The following is an 18478-nucleotide window of genomic DNA, read 5'->3' as shown; positions in this document are numbered from 1 at the left end:
CGCAACGAGCAGACGTCCGCAGGCGTGCAAAAGTGTGGCATCTGCCGCGCAATGACCCCGCGACCCGGACAGCGTCCAATTTGCCACACGAAAAACAATCCTTGACAGCATAGCACGCCCCGGCGTCATCGACGAGCCGGCCCCGCACGGCCAAGGGGCCCGCCCCTCCCCCGCGTGAGCGGAGGAGCAGCGGGCCCCCTGGGGGACGCGGATCAGGCGCGGAAGTCGCCCCCGCGGCCGTAGTCGTCCAGCGAGACGGCGTGGAAGTCGTTCTCGCCGAGCGACTGGTCCAGGCCCGGGTAGTCGAAGTCCGCGAACCCGGCCGGCGAGGCGAACAGGTTGGCCTTCGCCTCCTCCGTCGGCTCCACGACGGTCTTCGTGTAGCGATCCAGGCCCGTGCCGGCCGGGATCAGCTTGCCGATGATCACGTTCTCCTTCAGGCCCAGCAGCGGGTCGGACTTGCCCTCCATGGCCGCCTGCGTCAGGACGCGGGTCGTCTCCTGGAAGGACGCGGCCGACAGCCACGAGTCCGTGGCCAGCGAGGCCTTCGTGATGCCCATCAGCTCGTCGCGGCCGGAGGCCGGCTGGCGGCCCTCGGCGACGGCGGCGCGATTGGCGGCCACGAAGCGCGCCCGGTCCGTGAGCTCACCCGGCAGCAGGTCGGTGTCACCGGACTCGATGACGGTGATGCGACGCAGCATCTGCCGGACGATGACCTCCACGTGCTTGTCGTGGATGCCCACGCCCTGGGACTGGTACACGTTCTGCACCTCGTCCACGAGGAACCGCTGCGCGGCCCGCGGGCCGAGCACGCGCAGGACCTGCTTCGGGTCCACGGCGCCGGCCACGAGCTGCGTGCCCACCGGCACGTGCTCGCCGTCCGCCACGAGGATGCGTGCACGGCGCAGCACCGGGTAGGCGATCTCCTCGGAGCCGTCGTCCGGGGTGAGCAGCAGGCGCACGGACGCCTCGGTGTCCTCGATGGTCACGCGGCCGGCGACCTCGGAGATCGGGGCGACGCCCTTCGGGGTCCGGGCCTCGAAGAGCTCCTGGATGCGGGGCAGACCCTGCGTGATGTCGTCGGCCGAGGCCACACCGCCGGTGTGGAACGTGCGCATGGTGAGCTGGGTGCCCGGCTCACCGATCGACTGGGCCGCGATGATGCCGACGGCCTCGCCGATGTCCACCAGCTGGCCGGTGGCCATCGAGCGGCCGTAGCACTTCGCGCAGGTGCCCACGGCGGACTCGCAGGTCAGGACCGAGCGGACCTTGATCTCCGTGACGCCGGCAGCCACCAGCTCGCCGATCAGCACGTCGCCCACGTCCGCGCCGGCCGAGGCCAGCACCGTGCCGTCCTCGCCCGTGACGTCCTGGGCCAGCGTGCGGGCGAAGGCCGAGTTCTCGACCTGCTCGTGGGCCACCAGCTCGCCGTCGGCGTTCGGCGCGGCGATCGTCACGGACAGGCCGCGCTCGGTGCCGCAGTCATCCTCGCGGACGATGACGTCCTGGGACACATCGACGAGACGACGGGTCAGGTAGCCCGAGTTCGCGGTCTTCAGCGCGGTGTCCGCGAGGCCCTTGCGGGCGCCGTGGGTGGCGGAGAAGTACTCGAGCACGGACAGGCCCTCGCGGTACGAGGACTTGATCGGACGCGGGATGATCTCACCCTTCGGGTTGGCCACCAGGCCGCGGATGCCCGCGATCTGGCGCACCTGGAGCCAGTTGCCTCGCGCACCGGAGGACACCATGCGGTTGATGGTGTTGAGCTCCGGCAGGCCGTCCTTCATGGCCGCGGCGACCTCGTCGGTGGCCTTGTTCCAGATGTCGATCAGCTCGGAGCGACGCTCGTCGTCCGCGATCAGGCCCTTGTCGTACTGCTGCTGCACGCGCTGGGCCTGCTCCTCGTAGCCCTCCATGATGGCGGCCTTGTCGAAGTCGGAGGTGATGTCCGAGATCGCCACGGTCACACCCGACCAGGTGCCCCAGTGGAAGCCGGCGTCCTTGAGGTTGTCCAGCGTCTGGGCGGTGACGACCATCGGGTAGCGCTCGGCCAGGTCGTTGACCAGCTGACCGAGGGTGCCCTTGGTCGCCTGCCTGTCCAGCCACGGGTAGTCGTCCGGCAGCAGCTCGTTGAACAGCACCTTGCCCAGGGTGGTCTCGATGAGGGCGATCTCGCCCTCGGACCAGCCCTCGGGGGCAGGCACGGCCGCCGACGGCACGAAGCCCTCGACGCCGATCCGTGCGGGCGCGTTCAGGTGCAGGTCGCCGCCGTCGAACGCCATGATGGCCTCGGCGACGGTCGCGTACAGGTTGCCCGCGCCGACCTCGTCCGGACGCACCGTGGTGAGGTGGTTCAGGCCGATGATCATGTCCTGGGCCGGCACGGCGACCGCGCGGCCGTCCGAGGGCTTCAGGATGTTGTGGCTCGAGAGCATGAGCAGGCGCGCCTCGGCCTGGGCCTCCGGCGACAGGGGCAGGTGGACCGCCATCTGGTCGCCGTCGAAGTCCGCGTTGAACGCGGAGCAGACCAGCGGGTGCAGCTGCAGGGCCTTGCCCTCCACGAGCTGCGGCTCGAAGGCCTGGATGCCCAGACGGTGCAGGGTGGGGGCGCGGTTCAGCAGGACCGGGTGCTCGGTGATGACCTCCTCGAGCACGTCCCAGACCTGCGGACGGAAGCGCTCCACCATGCGCTTGGCGGACTTGATGTTCTGCGCGTGGTTCAGGTCCACGAGACGCTTCATCACGAACGGCTTGAACAGCTCCAGCGCCATCTGCTTGGGCAGGCCGCACTGGTGCAGCTTGAGCTGGGGACCCACCACGATGACCGAGCGGCCCGAGTAGTCCACGCGCTTGCCGAGCAGGTTCTGACGGAAGCGGCCCTGCTTGCCCTTGAGCATGTCGGAGAGCGACTTGAGCGGGCGGTTGCCCGGGCCGGTCACCGGCCGGCCGCGGCGGCCGTTGTCGAACAGCGAGTCCACGGCCTCCTGCAGCATGCGCTTCTCGTTGTTGACGATGATCTCGGGCGCGCCGAGGTCGAGCAGCCGCTTCAGGCGGTTGTTGCGGTTGATCACGCGACGGTACAGGTCGTTGAGGTCGGAGGTCGCGAAGCGGCCGCCGTCCAGCTGCACCATCGGACGCAGCTCCGGCGGGATCACCGGGACGGCGTCCAGGACCATGCCCTCGGGCGAGTTGTCCGTGGTCAGGAACGCGTTGACGACCTTCAGGCGCTTCAGGGCGCGGGTCTTGCGCTGGCCCTTGCCCGTCTTGATGGTCTCACGCAGCATCTCGGACTCGGCCTCGAGGTCGAAGGTCTGCAGGCGACGCTGGATCGCCTCCGCGCCCATCGAGCCCTCGAAGTACTGGCCGTACTTGTCCCGCATGGCCCGGTACAGGCCCTCGTCGCCCTCGAGGTCGGCGACCTTGAGGTTCTTGAAGCGGTCCCAGACCTGCTCCTTGCGGTCCAGCTCCGCGTCCGCGCGCTTGCGGATCTGCCCCATGGTCTTGTCCGCGGCGTCGCGGGCCTTCTTCTTCTCGGCGGCCTTGGCGCCCTCGGACTCCAGCTTGGCCAGGTCCTTCTCGAGGTCGGCGGCCACCGCGGCGATGTCGGAGTCGCGCTGGTCGGCCAGGACACGGGTCTCCTGGTCGTACTCGGCCTGGAGGTTGGCCAGGTCGCGGTGCCGGGCCTCCTCGTCCACCGAGGTGATCATGTAGGCCGCGAAGTAGATGACCTTCTCGAGGTCCTTCGGCGCCAGGTCCAGCAGGTAGCCCAGGCGCGAGGGCACGCCCTTGAAGTACCAGATGTGGGTGACCGGCGCGGCGAGCTCGATGTGGCCCATGCGGTCGCGGCGCACCTTCGAGCGGGTCACCTCGACGCCGCAGCGCTCACAGATGATGCCCTTGAAGCGCACGCGCTTGTACTTGCCGCACGCGCACTCCCAGTCGCGGGTGGGGCCGAAGATCTTCTCGCAGAAGAGTCCGTCCTTCTCCGGCTTCAGGGTGCGGTAGTTGATGGTCTCCGGCTTCTTGACCTCGCCGTAGGACCAGCGGCGGATGTCCTCCGCCGTGGCCAGGCCGATGCGCATCAGGCCGAAAGAGTTGTCAGTGGACATGCTGTTCACGCTCATGCTCCGGTGAACTCCCTTGGTTCAGTGGTTCTCAGGTGACGTCTTGTGGATGCGGATCGGGCCCGGCTCAGACTTCCTCCACCGAGCTCGGCTCGGCGTGGGAGAGGTCGATGCCCAGCTCCTCGGCGGCGCGGTAGACCTCGTCCTCCGCGTCACGCATCTCGATGGCCTGGCCGTCGGCGGAGAGGACCTCCACGTTCAGGCAGAGGGACTGCATCTCCTTGATGAGCACCTTGAAGGACTCGGGAACACCCGGCTCCGGGATGTTCTCGCCCTTGACGATGGCCTCGTAGACCTTCACGCGGCCGTGGATGTCGTCCGACTTGATGGTCAGCAGCTCCTGGAGGGTGAACGCCGCGCCGTACGCCTCCAGCGCCCACACCTCCATCTCGCCGAAGCGCTGGCCGCCGAACTGGGCCTTACCGCCCAGCGGCTGCTGCGTGATCATCGAGTACGGGCCCGTGGAACGGGCGTGGATCTTGTCGTCCACCAGGTGGTGCAGCTTGAGCATGTACATGTAGCCCACGGACACCGGGTCCGGGAACGGCTCGCCGGTGCGGCCGTCGAACAGCTGCGCCTTGCCGCTGTCGCTCATGAGACGGTCGCCGTCGCGGGTCACGTTCACGTGGCCGAGCAGGCCCGTGATCTCGTACGCCTCGGCGCCGTCGAACACCGGGGTGGCCACGTTGACCGGACCGGACTGGCGCGGGAAGTTCGGCAGGTCCTTGATCCACTCCGGCTCGCCCTGGATGTCCCACCCGCGCGAGGCGGCCCAGCCCAGGTGCAGCTCCATGACCTGGCCGAGGTTCATGCGGCCGGGGACGCCGAGCGGGTTCAGCACGATGTCCACCGGGGTGCCGTCCGCCAGGAACGGCATGTCCTCCAGCGGCAGGATCTTGGAGATGACGCCCTTGTTGCCGTGGCGGCCGGCCATCTTGTCGCCGTCGGTGATCTTGCGCTTCTGCGCCACGTAGACGCGCACCAGCTGGTTCACGCCCGGGGGCAGGTCGTCGTCCTCGTCGCGGTCGAAGATGCGCACGCCGATGACGGTGCCGGACTCGCCGTGCGGCACCTTCAGGGACGTGTCGCGGACCTCGCGGGACTTCTCGCCGAAGATCGCGCGCAGCAGGCGCTCCTCCGGGGTCAGCTCGGTCTCGCCCTTCGGGGTCACGCGGCCGACCAGGATGTCGCCGGCCTCCACCTCCGCGCCGATGTGGATGATGCCGCGCTCGTCGAGCTGCGACAGCACCTCCTCGGACACGTTGGGGATGTCGCGCGTGATCTCCTCGGCGCCCAGCTTGGTGTCGCGGGCGTCGACCTCGTGCTCCTCGATGTGGATCGAGGTGAGGACGTCCTCCGAGACCATGCGCTGGGACAGGATGATCGCGTCCTCGTAGTTCAGGCCCTCCCAGGGCATGAACGCGACGAGGAGGTTCTTGCCGAGCGCGAGCTCGCCGTTGTCCGTGGCGGGGCCGTCGGCGATGATGCTCAGCGGCTCCACCCGCTCGCCCTCGGACACGCGCACGCGCTGGTTGTAGGCGTTGCCCTGGTTCGAGCGGGCGAACTTCATGATCGGGTAGTGCGTGGTGGTGCCGTCGTCGTTCATGACGGTCACCAGGTCCGCGGCCACCTCGGTCACGACGCCGCCCTGGGTGGCCGTCACGGAGTCGCCCGCGTCCACGGCCACGTACTTCTCCATGCCGGTGCCCACGTAGGGGGCCTCGGAGCGGAGCAGCGGCACGGCCTGACGCTGCATGTTCGCGCCCATGAGCGCGCGGTTGGCGTCGTCGTGCTCGAGGAACGGGATGAGGGCGGTGGCCGCCGACACCATCTGGCGCGGGGACACGTCCATGTAGTCGATCTCGTCCACGGTCGAGAGCACGGGCTCGCCGTCGCCGCCGCGCTGGCGGCAGAGCACGAGCTCCTCCACGAACCGGCCGTCCTCGTCCACCGGGGCGTTCGCCTGGGCGATCTGGAAGGCCAGCTCGTCGTCGGCGGTCAGGTAGTCCACGGTGTCCGTGACCCGGCCGTCGACCACGCGGCGGTACGGGGTCTCGATGAAGCCGAAGGAGTTGATCCGGCCGAAGGTCGCCAGCGAGCCGATGAGGCCGATGTTCGGGCCTTCCGGGGTCTCGATGGGGCACATGCGGCCGTAGTGCGACGGGTGGACGTCACGGACCTCCATGCCGGCACGGTCGCGGGACAGGCCGCCCGGGCCGAGCGCGGACAGGCGGCGCTTGTGCGTCAGGCCGGCCAGCGGGTTGTTCTGATCCATGAACTGGGACAGCTGCGAGGTGCCGAAGAACTCCTTGATCGCCGCCACCACGGGGCGGATGTTGATCAGGGTCTGCGGGGTGATCGCCTCGACGTCCTGGGTGGTCATGCGCTCGCGCACGACGCGCTCCATGCGGGACAGGCCGGTGCGGATCTGGTTCTCGATCAGCTCGCCCACCGCGCGGATGCGACGGTTGCCGAAGTGGTCGATGTCGTCGATCTCCACGCGCACGTCCACCGGCTCGCCGTCGCGCGTGCCCTTGATGGCGGTCTCGCCGGCGTGCAGCGCGGCGATGAAGTGCACCATCTGGACGATGTCGTCCTCGGTGAGCACGGACGCGTTGGGGTCGCCGAGGTGCACGTCCACGCCGAGCTTGCGGTTGAGCTTGTAGCGGCCCACCTTGGCGAGGTCGTAGCGCTTCGGGGTGAAGTACAGGTTGTTCAGCAGCGACTGCGCGGCGTCGACGGCGGCCGGCTCGCCCGGGCGCAGCTTGCGGTAGATGTCGAGCAGGGCCTCGTCCTGGTCCGCGGTGCCGTCCTTCTCGAGGGTGGCGCGGATGGAGTCGTAGTGTCCGAACTCCTCCAGGATGCGGGACTCGGTCCAGCCCATGGCCTTGAGCAGCACCGTCACGGGCTGCTTGCGCTTGCGGTCGAGGCGGACGCCGACCTGGTCGCGCTTGTCCACCTCGAGCTCGAACCAGGCGCCGCGCGAGGGGATGATCTTGGCCGAGAAGATCTCCTTGTCCGAGGTCTTGTCCGGAGTGCGCTCGAAGTAGGCGCCCGGGGAGCGGACGAGCTGGGAGACGACGACGCGCTCGGTGCCGTTGATGATGAACGTGCCGTTGCGGGTCATCAGCGGGAAGTCGCCCATGAAGACGGTCTGCTGCTTGATCTCGCCGGTCGTGTTGTTCATGAACTCGGCCTTGACGTACAGCGGGGCGGAGAAGGTCGCGTCGCGATCCTTGCACTCCTCCTCCGTCATCTTCGCGTCGGCGAACTCCGGCTCGGCGAAGGACAGGGACATGGTGCCCTGGAAGTCCTCGATCGGGGAGATCTCCTCGAAGATGTCCGTCAGTCCCGAGGTGACGGGCACGGAGTGGTCGTCGGCGGCCAGGGCGGCGTCGACGCGCGCGGCCCACCGCTCATTGCCGATCAGGCGGTCGAACGACTCGGTCTGCAGCGCCAGAAGGTCCGGCACGTCCAGCGGCTCGGAGATCTTGGCGAAGGAGACGCGTCCGGCGGAGGCGCCGGATCGCGGGGAGACGGTAGCGGTTTCGTTGGAGGTGCTCGAGGCGACCACGTAGGATCCTTCCACAGGCCTTCTGGGTTCCGTTCGCTCCCCTGCCGCGAGACGGCGGCGCCGGCCCACCGCTATATGAAGGCCGTGCGGAACCGTGCGGGCCACGGCGGGACGCGGGGTCCTGCGGGCGGCACGGAACAGGGGAGATGCAAAGATCCATCCTATCCGCGCCCGTCGCCCCTGTCCAGTCGCGGGTGCGTGACCTGGGACGCCACGAGGCCCCCGGTCCGCAGTGCGGGTCCGGGGGCCTCGTGAGGAAGCGTGATGCGGCTCAGGCCGCGATCATCACTTGAGGGTGACGGTGGCGCCGGCGCCCTCGAGCTGCTCCTTGGCCTTCTCGGCGGCCTCCTTGTTGACGCCCTCGAGGACGGGCTTGGGGGCGCCGTCCACCAGGTCCTTGGCCTCCTTCAGGCCGAGGGAGGTGAGGGCGCGCACCTCCTTGATGACGCCGATCTTCTTGTCGCCGGCGGCCTCGAGGATGACGTCGAACTCGTCCTTCTCCTCGGTGGCGGCCTCGGCACCACCGGCGGCACCGCCGGCGGCGGCCACGGCCACGGGGGCGGCGGCGGTGACGTCGAACTTCTCCTCGAACGCCTTGATGAACTCGGACAGCTCGATGAGGGTCAGCTCCTCGAACGCGGCGAGCAGCTCTTCGGTGGTCAGCTTGGCCATGATGGCTCCTTTACGGGTACGTCTTGACTACGTGTGAAGTGGTGGGCCGTGCAGCCCGGGGCGGACTGCTCAGGCAGCCTCGCCCTGCGCGGCGCGCAGCGCCTCGACCGTGCGGACGGTCTTGGACAGCGGCGCCTGGAACAGGGCGGCAGCCTTGGAGATGCTGCCCTTCATCGCGCCGGCGAACTTGGCCAGCAGCACCTCGCGGGACTCGAGGTCCGCGAGCTTCTTGATGCCGGCCTCGTCCAGGGGCTGGCCATCCATGTAGCCGCCCTTGAGCACGAGCTTCTCGTGATCCTTGGCAAAGTCACGCAGGGCCTTCGCGACGTTGACCGGGTCCCCGGTCACGAACGCGATCGCGGTGGGACCGGACAGGTGAGCCTCGAGGCCCTCCAGACCGGCGTCCTTGGCCGCGATCTCGGCCAGCGTGTTCTTCGCCACGGCGTAGGTCGCGTCCTGACGGATGGAGTCACGCAGCTGCTTGAGCTCCGTCACCGTCAGGCCACGGTATTCCGTCAGAACAGCAGCGCTGGACTCACGGAACAGGTCCGTGAGCTCAGCCACCGCCGACTCCTTCGCGGACGTCGCCATGGCACTCCTCTCGATGATGCGTGGGAACCGCCACCCCGAGACGAGAAAACGCCCCGTGCAGATGCACGGGGCGCGGCAGGAGCATCGACGCGATCGGACCCAGAGGATCGACGAGCGGATGCGAGCGTGGCTCACGTTCACCTGCGCGGGCCGTCTCCGTCAGGGAGATCCTTCGGTGGGCTCTGCCCGGAGGCAGAGCACCACGACCGGCGGTCTTCGGTAGGCACCAGCGTACACGTCCGGGGCGGGCCCGCAAAATCGACCCGGGACGACGTCGGCCGGCCGCCCCCGCTGCGGGGACGACCGGCCGGCGTCGTGGGCCCCGGTCACCGGGGCCGCGTGGCTCAGAGCTCCGAGGAGTCCACCGAGGTCACGTTCGGGTCCATGGGCACGCCCGGGCCGAAGGTGGTGGCCACGGTGGCCTTGGAGATGTAGCGGCCCTTGGAGGAGGACGGCTTCAGACGAAGGACCTCCTCGAGGGCCGCGGCGTAGTTCTCCACCAGGGCCTTGGCCTCGAAGGAGGTCTTGCCGATGATGAAGTGCAGGTTGGAGTGCTTGTCGACGCGGAAGTCGATCTTGCCGCCCTTGATGTCGGCCACGGCCTTGGCCACGTCCGGGGTCACGGTGCCGGTCTTGGGGTTCGGCATCAGGTTGCGGGGGCCGAGCACCTTGCCCAGACGGCCGACCTTGCCCATGAGCTCCGGGGAGGCCACGGCGGCGTCGAAGTCCACCCAGCCCTCGGCGATCCGGGCGATCAGGTCGTCGTCGCCCACGACGTCAGCGCCGGCGGCGCGGGCGGCCTCGGCGCGGTCACCGGTGGCGAACACGACGACGCGGGCGGTCTTGCCGGTGCCGTGGGGCAGGCTCACGGAGCCGCGGACCATCTGGTCGGCCTTGCGGGGGTCGACCGAGAGGCGGAGGGCCACCTCCACGGTGGCGTCGGTCTTGGAGGGGTTGGTCTCCTTGGCGAGGCGGATCGCCTCCACCGGCGAGTACAGATCCTCGCCGATCGCGGCCTTGGCCGCCTTGTATGCCTTGCTGCGCTGTGCCATCTGCGTTCTTCTCCTTGTGCAGTCGTGGTCTGCGGACCGCGCTCGGCCCTGCCACTGGAAGGGGGTGGGGGTGGGCGTCAGCCCTCGACGGTGATGCCCATCGAGCGGGCGGTGCCCGCGATGATCTTGGCGGCGGCCTGCACGTCGTTGGCGTTCAGGTCCTCCATCTTGGTCTGGGCGATCTCCTCGCACTGGGCCTGGGTCAGCGTGCCGACCTTGGCCGTGTGCGGGGTGGCGGAGCCCTTGGCGACGCCGGCGGCCTTCTTGATGAGCTCGGCGGCCGGCGGGGTCTTGGTCACGAAGGTGAACGAGCGGTCCTCGTACACGGTGATCTCGACCGGGATCACGTTGCCGCGCTGCGACTCGGTGGCGGCGTTGTACGCCTTGCAGAACTCCATGATGTTCACGCCGTGCTGACCCAGGGCGGGGCCGATGGGCGGGGCCGGGTTGGCGGCGCCGGCCTGGATCTGAAGCTTGATCAGACCGGTGACCTTCTTCTTGGGAGCCATGAGTGGATCCTTCTCTCACTGGGGGACCCTCGGCGCAGGAGCGCACCGGGGGCGGTGGCCGCCGTGGCGCGGCGGCCGGTGCCGCGTCCGGGCCGGCAGGCGGCCGGCCCGGTGCGGAAGCGTCGGGTGTCCTCAGATGGCCTTGGTCACCTGGTTGAAGGACAGCGTCACGGGGGTCTCGCGCTCGAAGATCGAGACGAGCACCACGAGCTGCTGGGCCTCCGGCTTGATCTCGGAGATCGTGGCCGGGAGGGTCTCGAACGGGCCGTCGTTGACGGTGACCGACTCGCCGACCTCGAAGTCCACGTGGATCGCGGGGGCGGCGGGCGCACCGGACTCGGCCGAGGCGGGGACGGCCAGGCCGGCCTTCTCGGCGGCGCGGGCGGCCTCCTGGATCACGGACGGGGCGAGCATGTCGTACACCTCGTCCAGGCTGAGCGGCTGCGGGTGGTGGGCGTCGTTGCCCACGAAGCCCGTGACGCCCGGGGTGTGCCGCACGACGCCCCACGAGGCGTCGTCGAGGTCCATGCGGACGAGCACGTAGCCCGGGATGCGCACGCGCGAGACGATCTTGCGCGTGGTGTTCTTGATCTCCACGACCTCCTCCATGGGGACCTCGATCTCGTAGATCGAGTCCTCCATGTCCTGGGTCAGGATGCGGGCCTCGAGGTTCGTCTTCACGCGCTTCTCGTAGCCGGCGTAGGTGTGGACGACGTACCAGTCGCCGGGCTGGCGGCGCAGGCGGGTGCGCAGCTCCTCGGCGGGGTCCACGGCGGGCTCGTCGTCGGCCTGCTCCTCGACGGGGGTCGGCGCGTCCTCGCCCTCGGCGACGGCCAGGTCGGCCTCCTGCACGGTGGCCTCGGCGGTCTCGTCACCGCTGCCGGCGGCCTCGTCCAGGGCGTCCTCGACGGGCGTCCCGGCGTCCTGCGCGGTCTCGGCGGTCTCCTCGGCCACGGCGTCCTCCGACATCGGGACGGACTCCTCGGCGGGCTGACGATCCAGTTCCTGCTCGGACACGGTTCCTGCTTTCTGCTGACGGACGGCGGGCCCTGCCGTCGGGGAGGGCCCTCACGGGCGTGCGGGGGACGCGTCCTGCGACGTCGGGACCGTCCGCGCCGGGCTCAGAGGCCGCCGGCGCCGAACAGGAGACCCGCCACGGTGCCGAACACCCAGTCCAGCCCCATGACCAGCAGGATCATGAACGCCACGAAGGCGAGCACCACTCCGGTCGTGCGCAGCAGCTCCTCGCTCGTGGGGGTGACGACCTTGCGGAGCTCGTCCACCACCTGGCGCAGGAACAGCGCGATCCGCGCGAACAGCCCGCGACGCTGCCTGCTCGGCGTGGGGGTGGGTCCCCCGCCGTTCGCCGCCATCTCAGTCACGTGGCCTCACTCGTCGGATCGCCGAATCGCTTTCTACACGTCCGATGCCGAGCACGAGGCCCGGCATCGAGCAGGGCAGACAGGACTCGAACCTGCAACCTGCGGTTTTGGAGACCGCTGCGCTACCAATTGCGCCACTACCCTTCGGACCGACGGAACCGGCCGAACCCTCGCGGGATCGACCGTGATCGCGGTACCGGAGATCCAGGATACGCCATCGGGCGGCGGGAGTCGAACGGGCCCCGGGCAGTCAGTACCCTGGCAGGACGGAGTCCCGCTCCGCCCCGCCCTCCCCGTCGAGCTCGAAGAAGGTCCCCATGGCCGCGCCCGCCCGCCGCGTCTCCGCCCGTCTGTCCGCCATCGCGCCCTCCGCCACCCTCGCCGTCGACGCCCGCGCCAAGGAGCTCAAGGCCGCCGGGCGCCCGGTGATCGGCTTCGGCGCCGGCGAGCCCGACTTCCCCACCCCGGACTACGTCGTGGAGGCCGCCGTCGCCGCGGCCCGGGACCCGAAGAACCACCGCTACTCCCCCGCCGCCGGCCTGCCCGAGCTGCGGGAGGCGATCGCGGCCAAGACGCTGCGCGACTCCGGCGTGTCCCTCGAGGCCGCCCAGGTGCTCGTGACCAACGGCGGGAAGCAGGCCGTGTACAACGCCTTCGCCGCCCTGCTGGACCCGCAGGACGAGGTGCTCGTCCCCGCCCCCTACTGGACCACCTACCCGGAGGCGATCCGCCTGGCCGGCGGCGTGCCGGTGGAGGTGTTCGCCGGCCCCGAGCAGGGCTACAAGGTCACCGTGGACCAGCTCGACGAGGCCGTCACGGACCGCACCAAGGTGCTCCTGTTCGTCTCCCCCTCCAACCCCACCGGCGCCGTCTACTCCCCCGAGGAGACGGCGGCGATCGGCCAGTGGGCGCAGGAGCGGGGGCTGTGGGTGGTCACCGACGAGATCTACGAGCACCTGACCTACGACGGCATGCCGTTCACCTCGATCGTCCGCGCCGTGCCCGAGCTGGCGGAGCAGTCCGTGATCCTCAACGGCGTCGCCAAGACCTACGCCATGACGGGCTGGCGCGTCGGGTGGATGGCCGGCCCGCTGGACGTGGTCAAGGCCGCCACGAACCTGCAGTCCCACGCCACCTCGAACGTGGCCAACGTGTCGCAGCGGGCCGCCCTGGCCGCCGTCGCCGGCCCGTTGGACGCCGTGGCGGAGATGAAGACGGCGTTCGACCGTCGGCGCCGGGCCATGGTCGAAGCCATGGACGCCGTGGCGGGCTTCCACTGCCCCACCCCGCAGGGCGCGTTCTACGCGTACGTGGACGTGCGGGAGGCGCTCGGGAAGACCTACCGCGGCGGCGTCACCCCCACGACGTCGGCCGAGCTGGCCGCCTTCATCCTCGACGAGGCGGAGGTCGCCGTGGTCCCCGGCGAGGCGTTCGGCCCGTCCGGCTACCTGCGACTGTCCTACGCGCTGGGCGATGCGGACCTCGCCGAGGGCGTCGAGCGCATCCGCGCCCTGCTCAGCGCCTGAGCCGCCCACCCCGCCCCTGAGCCCCGCGACACCGCGCGCCGCGGGGCTCAGGCGTATCCGCGGCGCGCGGCCCAGCGGGTCAGCTCGTGGCGGTTGGACAGCTGGAGCTTGCGCAGCACGGAGGACACGTGGGTCTCGACCGTGCGGTCCGAGATGAACAGCTCCGCCCCGGCCTCCCGGTAGGTGTAACCGCGGGCGATCAGCCGCATGACCTCCCGCTCCCGTGCCGAGAGCCGGTCGAGGTCCTCGCCGGGGGCCGCAGCCCCGCTCGCCGCCGCGGCGGTGACGGGCGGAGGCGCGGGCGCCGTGCCGCGGAAGGCGTCGAGGACGAACCCGGCCAGCCGGGGCGAGAACACCGCGTCGCCGTCGGCCACGCGGACCGCCGCGTCCGCCACCTCCGCGCCGGAGGCCGTCTTGGTGATGTAGCCGCGGGCCCCCGCACGGATCACGGCGACGACGTCCTCGGCCGCGTCCGAGACGGACAGGGCCAGGAACCGCTGCGCGGGTCGGCGCGCGAGGACGCGCTCGGCCACCTCCGCTCCCCCGCCGCCGGCCCCGCCGGGCAGGTGCACGTCCAGCAGCACCACATCCGGCGCCAGGTCCAGCACGGTGCGGACGGCCTCGTCCACGTCCCCGGCCTCGCCGACGATGGCCAGTCGGTCCGGGTCCAGGTCGGCGCGCAGGCCGGAGCGGAAGATCGCGTGGTCGTCCACGATGACGGCCGTGCGCGGGGCGGGGTCGGTCATGGGTGCTCCTGTCCGGTGCGCGCTCGCGCACCCTCGGGCTCGGTCAGGGTCAGGTGGACCTCGGTGCCGCCCGGGCCGGACCGGATGCGGGCGGTCCCGCCGGCACGCTCCATGCGGCCGACGATCGACTCCCGCACGCCGAGCCGGTCGGCCGGGACCGTGTGCAGGTCGAAGCCGGGGCCGCGGTCCCGGACGAACACCTCCGCGACGGTGCGGCCGCGCTCGTCCTCACCGGCCTCCGCGAAGACCTGCGCGTCGCCGGCGTGCCGGGCCGCGTTCTGCATGGCCTCGCGCGCCGCGGCCGCGAGCGGCTCGAGCCACGCCCCCGCGGCCCGCCCCACGGCCACGACCTCCACCCGGACCCCGTGAGCGTCCTCGACGGCGGCGGCGTGCTGTTCGAGCGCCTCCGCCAGGGAGTGCGGGCCGCCACGGGAGTCCAGGGCGAGGAACTGACGCAGCTCACGCTCCTGGGCGCGGGCCACCCGGGCCACCACGTCCGCGTCCTGGGCGCGCCGCTGGATGAGGGCGAGGGACTGCAGCACCGAGTCGTGCAGGTGCGCCGCGATCTCGGCACGCTGGGCCTGCACCGCGAACGCGGTCCGCTCCGCGTCCCGTCGGCGCAGCCAGGCCAGGACGTAGGGCATGGCCACCAGCGCCGCGCCGGCGAGCATCGCGACGGCGGCCAGCAGAGCCCGCCACAGCTCGCCCGAGCTCACGGCGCCCAGGACGATGGCCAGCACCGCCAGCAGCACGAGGGCCGTGCCGAGCACGAGGCGGACCAGTCGTCCGCTCCGCCCGGCCCGGGACCCGCCCGCCAGGTCGAGCTGCATCCAGGCCAGGCCGAGGCCGATCACGAGGACGGCCACCGGGCCCACGAGCGCCCAGTCAACGGTGAGGCCGAGGCCGTCCGCGACGGTCAGCACGCCCACGCCGAGCACCACGGCGGCCAGCAGCACCGGCCAGCCGCCCTCGCGCACCCGCTCGAGCACCTCGGGGGCGCGACCACGCAGGGTGGGGGCGTCGGCGGCGGGGGCGCCGTCCGGACCCTCCTCCGGCATGAGCAGCCAGAGCCACACGTACAGGGCCAGGCCCGCGCCGCCCAGCAGGCTCAGCAGCGCCAGGGCCGCGCGGACGCGGCCGGCGGGCATCCCGAGGTGCCGGGCGAGCCCCGCGGCGACGCCGGACACCGGGCGGTCGGCCCCGTGCCGCATCAACGGCGGACGCGGGGCCGGCGCGGGCACGGACGGGGTGGGCATGCCCCCATCCTGCCGTGTCGGACGGGGCGGCACATCCGGGGAGGATTCCGGGAGTTCCCGGATGGGCGGGGGCCGCAGGCGGACGAGGATGGAGACATGACGAGCACACCCGACCCGTTCACCGGCCCCGGCCCCCACGTCGCCCCCGACGGAGCCGCCTCGGGCGAGACCGGCCCCGACGGACTGGACGCCCTGCCGGGCTGGCTGCGCCGCGCCGTCCTGAGCTGGGGCGTGCGCCGCTCGCCGGCCTCGTGGGTCGGCGGGGTGCTCAGCGGGGTGGCCGAGCGCTACCGCATCGACCCGCTGCTCGCCCGCGGCGTGTTCGTCGCCGTGTGCATGGTCTCCGCGGGCCTGGGCCTGCTGGCCTACGCGGCCGCCTGGGCCGTGCTCCCCGACGCCGACGGACGCGTGCAGTTCGGCCGCCTGCGCCGCGGGGAGTGGCAGGACGCCACCGTGGCCATCGGCGTGATCGGGGCGATCGGCGCCCTCAACCTGCTGCTCGGCGCCGGGTTCACCCTCATCGCCCCGGCCGTGGGCGGCCCCGGCTCCCTCGTGGGCCTGGGCGCGCTGGCCGTGCTCGTCTGGTGGCTCGTGACCCGCTGGGACGGCCGGGCGCAGGCCCGCGTGGCCCCGGGCCGTGCCCCCGACGCCGACCAGCCCGCCCACGCCGTGCCGCGCCCGGCCTGGTACGTCGGCGGGGGTCCGCGCGAGCGGGCGGCCGAGGTCACCGACCCGCACGGCTTCCGCCCCGAGTGGATCGACCCCGCGACCGGCACCTGGCGCGACCACGTCCACTCCCGCGAGCGGCGAGCCGCGGCGCGCCTGGCCGAGGAGGCCCCCCGGGCGGCCACCGCCCCGGCCGGCTCGGGGTCCGCAGCCACGGCCGCGAAGCCGCGCCTCGGGCCGATCGCGCAGGCCGCCACCTACGCCGGGGCCGTCCTCGCCGCGCTCGCCGCCCTCGGGATCAGCCTGCTGCTCGGCGTCGGTCCGACCCCCACGCTGCTGGCGGTGCCCATGCTCGTCGCCGCTCTCGCGGTGATCGCCCCCGTCCTGTTGGGCGCTCTGCTCAGCGGCCGTCGTCCCGGCACCCTCGGCCCGGCGAGCGGCATCCTCGCGGGTGCGACGGCCCTCCAGGTCGCCGTCCTCGTGGCCCTCGGCTGACCCGCCGCCCGTCGCCCGTCCCCTGACGCGACGGGGCGGGCGCGCCTAGGGTGGTGCCGACCCCCCGCACGAGAACGCCCGAGAGGACCCCCATGCGCGTCGGAATGCTCACCTCCGGAGGCGACTGCCCCGGCCTCAACGCCGTCATCCGCTCCGCCGTCCTGCACGGCATCAAGTCGTACGACATGGAGATGGTGGGCATCCGCAACGGGTGGTCCGGCCTGATCGAGAAGGACGTCGAGGACCTGCCCCGCTCCCGCGTGCGCGGCCTGGCCCGCACGGGCGGCACCATCCTCGGCACCTCCCGCACGCACCCCTACAACGCGGAGGGCGGCGGCCCGGAGAACATGCTCCGCAACCTGCGCGAGCTGGACATCGACGCCGTCATCGCGATCGGCGGCGAGGGCACCCTGGCCGGCGCGAACCGCCTGGCCGCGGACGGGCTGCCGATCGTGGGCGTGCCCAAGACGATCGACAACGACCTGCAGGGCACCGACTACACGTTCGGCTTCGACACGGCCGTGCAGATCGCCACGGACGCCATGGACCGGCTGCGCACCACGGGCGAGTCCCACCACCGCTGCATGGTCGCCGAGGTCATGGGCCGCCACGTCGGCTGGATCGCCCTGCACTCGGGCATGGCCGCCGGCGCCCACGCGATCCTCATCCCCGAGGTCCGCACCCCGATGTCCCAGGTCGCCGAGTGGGTGCAGCAGGTCCACGACCGCGGTCGCTCCCCGCTGGTCGTGGTGGCGGAGGGCTTCGTCCCCGAGGGCCACGACGACCCGCTGGCCGAGGCCGGCGTCGAGGCGTCCGGCCGGCCGCGTCTGGGCGGCATCGGCGAGTGGGTGACCCGCGAGATCGAGGAGATGACGGGCATCGAGACGCGCAGCACCATCCTGGGCCACATCCAGCGCGGCGGCGCCCCCACCGCCACGGACCGCGTGCTCTCCACGCGCTTCGGCATGGGCGCCGTCGACCTCGTCGCGCAGCGCCGCTGGGGACAGATGGTGGCGGCCAACGGCACGGAGATCATCTCCATCCCCATGAGCGCCGCCCTCAAGGGCCTCAAGAAGGTGCCGGTCTCGCGCTACGACGAGGCGAAGATCCTGTTCGGCCGGTGAGACCCGACCACCCCGCCGTCGGCGTGCTGGCCCTCGGGCTGGCGCGTCGGCTCGGCCTGCCCGACACCGCGCTGCTGCCCGACGACGCCCCGGCGGCGGGCGCCGAGCCGCGCCGCATCGAGGTGGCCCGGCAGGGCGTGGCCGAGGCGGAGGTGCTGGCCCTGCCCTGGGCCACCGTCGTGGCGGGGCCGGCGTGGTTCACGCGTGCCTGCCGCGGCGTGCCCGCCGAGGCGCTGGGCGTGGAGTCGGCCCTGCTGCGGACGGCGGTGCGCGCCGCCGCCGGGGAGGCCGTGCGCTCGCGCGGCGAGTTCACGCTCTACGCCGCCGAGGAACCGCCGCCGGTCGACCCCTCGCGCACCGTCGCCGTGTCCGACGACCCCGCCCACGTCCACGCCGTGGTCGCGCAGGCCCCCGCAGACGACGTGGCCGAGGCGGGTGTCCCCTCCTGGGAGTCCTCGGTCGCGCTCGTTCCCGACGACGGCGCAGGACGGGCGATCGAAGCCGCGGTGGCGGCGGCGGGGCATCGCGTGACGGGCGGCGTGCTGGCCTCGCTGGGCACCCTCACCCCACCGCGGCTGCGCGGTCGTGGGCTCGGCCGCTACGCGGTGGCCGTGGCGATGGACCGGGCGGCGCTGGAGGGGCTGCTGCCGTTCGCCGAGGTGCCGGCGGGCCACACAGCCGCGCACCACGTGGCGATCGCCGTCGGGCTGGAGGCGGCGGGCACGCGGACCGTCCTCGCGCTGGACTGAGCCGGCGAGTCG

At 71.8% G+C, this 18478-nt stretch carries 14 protein-coding genes and 1 tRNA gene; 4 read left to right on the top strand and 11 right to left on the bottom strand.

The features are described from left to right. Positions 1 to 212: 212 nt before the first annotated feature. The 9 genes from KVS67_RS03420 to KVS67_RS03380 all read right to left on the bottom strand — a co-directional run bounded on the left by KVS67_RS03420 (position 213) and on the right by KVS67_RS03380 (position 12048). Positions 213 to 4109: a DNA-directed RNA polymerase subunit beta' gene (locus KVS67_RS03420; RefSeq protein WP_063188710.1), complete on the bottom strand. Its 3897-nt coding sequence runs from the start codon at positions 4107 to 4109 to the stop codon at positions 213 to 215. Between the two features lie 82 nt (positions 4110 to 4191). Continuing rightward, positions 4192 to 7698: a DNA-directed RNA polymerase subunit beta gene (gene rpoB, locus KVS67_RS03415; RefSeq protein ID WP_002854785.1), complete on the bottom strand. Its 3507-nt coding sequence runs from the start codon at positions 7696 to 7698 to the stop codon at positions 4192 to 4194. A gap of 285 nt (positions 7699 to 7983) precedes the next feature. Next, on the bottom strand, positions 7984 to 8370 hold the full coding sequence (rplL, locus tag KVS67_RS03410) for a 50S ribosomal protein L7/L12 (RefSeq protein WP_063188708.1): 387 nt from the start codon (positions 8368 to 8370) through the stop codon (positions 7984 to 7986). A 69-nt stretch (positions 8371 to 8439) separates the two neighbouring features. Further along, the gene (gene rplJ / locus KVS67_RS03405; protein WP_063188706.1) at positions 8440 to 8961 is read right to left on the bottom strand and encodes a 50S ribosomal protein L10; all 522 of its coding nucleotides are present in this window, start codon (positions 8959 to 8961) and stop codon (positions 8440 to 8442) included. Positions 8962 to 9305: 344 nt separating this feature from the next. Further along, positions 9306 to 10013 carry a 50S ribosomal protein L1 gene (rplA, locus tag KVS67_RS03400; RefSeq protein ID WP_049161605.1) on the bottom strand — a complete coding sequence of 236 codons (708 nt, stop codon included), beginning with the start codon at positions 10011 to 10013 and terminating at the stop codon, positions 9306 to 9308. A gap of 77 nt (positions 10014 to 10090) precedes the next feature. Continuing rightward, the gene (gene rplK / locus KVS67_RS03395; RefSeq protein WP_002854778.1) at positions 10091 to 10522 is read right to left on the bottom strand and encodes a 50S ribosomal protein L11; all 432 of its coding nucleotides are present in this window, start codon (positions 10520 to 10522) and stop codon (positions 10091 to 10093) included. A 132-nt stretch (positions 10523 to 10654) separates the two neighbouring features. Further along, the gene (gene nusG, locus KVS67_RS03390; protein ID WP_063188704.1) at positions 10655 to 11539 is read right to left on the bottom strand and encodes a transcription termination/antitermination protein NusG; all 885 of its coding nucleotides are present in this window, start codon (positions 11537 to 11539) and stop codon (positions 10655 to 10657) included. A gap of 104 nt (positions 11540 to 11643) precedes the next feature. Beyond that, complete coding sequence (gene secE, locus KVS67_RS03385; RefSeq protein ID WP_002854774.1) at positions 11644 to 11895, bottom strand: preprotein translocase subunit SecE; 252 nt, start codon at positions 11893 to 11895, stop codon at positions 11644 to 11646. Between the two features lie 80 nt (positions 11896 to 11975). Further along, a tRNA-Trp gene (locus KVS67_RS03380) sits at positions 11976 to 12048 on the bottom strand. 173 nt (positions 12049 to 12221) lie between these two features. On the opposite strand from KVS67_RS03380, the gene KVS67_RS03375 reads away from it, so the two are divergent. Then, positions 12222 to 13430 (top strand): pyridoxal phosphate-dependent aminotransferase, encoded by a 1209-nt coding sequence (locus KVS67_RS03375; RefSeq protein ID WP_063188701.1) that lies wholly within the window; start codon positions 12222 to 12224, stop codon positions 13428 to 13430. A 47-nt stretch (positions 13431 to 13477) separates the two neighbouring features. Here KVS67_RS03375 and KVS67_RS03370 read toward each other — a convergent pair whose 3' ends face one another. Together KVS67_RS03370 and KVS67_RS03365 are read right to left on the bottom strand one after the other, a co-directional pair. Then, positions 13478 to 14176 (bottom strand): response regulator transcription factor, encoded by a 699-nt coding sequence (locus KVS67_RS03370; protein ID WP_063188700.1) that lies wholly within the window; start codon positions 14174 to 14176, stop codon positions 13478 to 13480. Then, a complete protein-coding gene (locus KVS67_RS03365; protein ID WP_063188698.1) occupies positions 14173 to 15432 on the bottom strand; it encodes an ATP-binding protein in 1260 nt (419 codons plus the stop codon). The genes KVS67_RS03370 and KVS67_RS03365 overlap by 4 nt, the downstream gene beginning before the upstream one ends. A gap of 96 nt (positions 15433 to 15528) precedes the next feature. Here KVS67_RS03365 and KVS67_RS03360 point away from each other — a divergent pair, with 96 nt between their 5' ends. From KVS67_RS03360 to KVS67_RS03350, 3 genes are all read left to right on the top strand, one after another. Further along, complete coding sequence (locus KVS67_RS03360) at positions 15529 to 16593, top strand: PspC domain-containing protein (protein WP_063188696.1); 1065 nt, start codon at positions 15529 to 15531, stop codon at positions 16591 to 16593. Between the two features lie 92 nt (positions 16594 to 16685). Then, positions 16686 to 17717, top strand: coding sequence for a 6-phosphofructokinase (locus KVS67_RS03355; protein WP_036317733.1), 1032 nt, complete (start codon positions 16686 to 16688; stop codon positions 17715 to 17717). Then, positions 17714 to 18466 (top strand): hypothetical protein, encoded by a 753-nt coding sequence (locus tag KVS67_RS03350; RefSeq protein ID WP_063188694.1) that lies wholly within the window; start codon positions 17714 to 17716, stop codon positions 18464 to 18466. Before KVS67_RS03355 ends, KVS67_RS03350 begins: the two co-directional genes overlap by 4 nt. Positions 18467 to 18478 lie beyond the last annotated feature (12 nt).

The organism is Micrococcus sp. GbtcB5 (assembly GCF_019091605.1).
In the GTDB taxonomy this organism is placed as follows: domain Bacteria; phylum Actinomycetota; class Actinomycetes; order Actinomycetales; family Micrococcaceae; genus Micrococcus; species Micrococcus luteus.
Note: the sequence above shows the minus strand (reverse complement) of the source record. Positions and strands in the feature narration are given on the sequence as shown.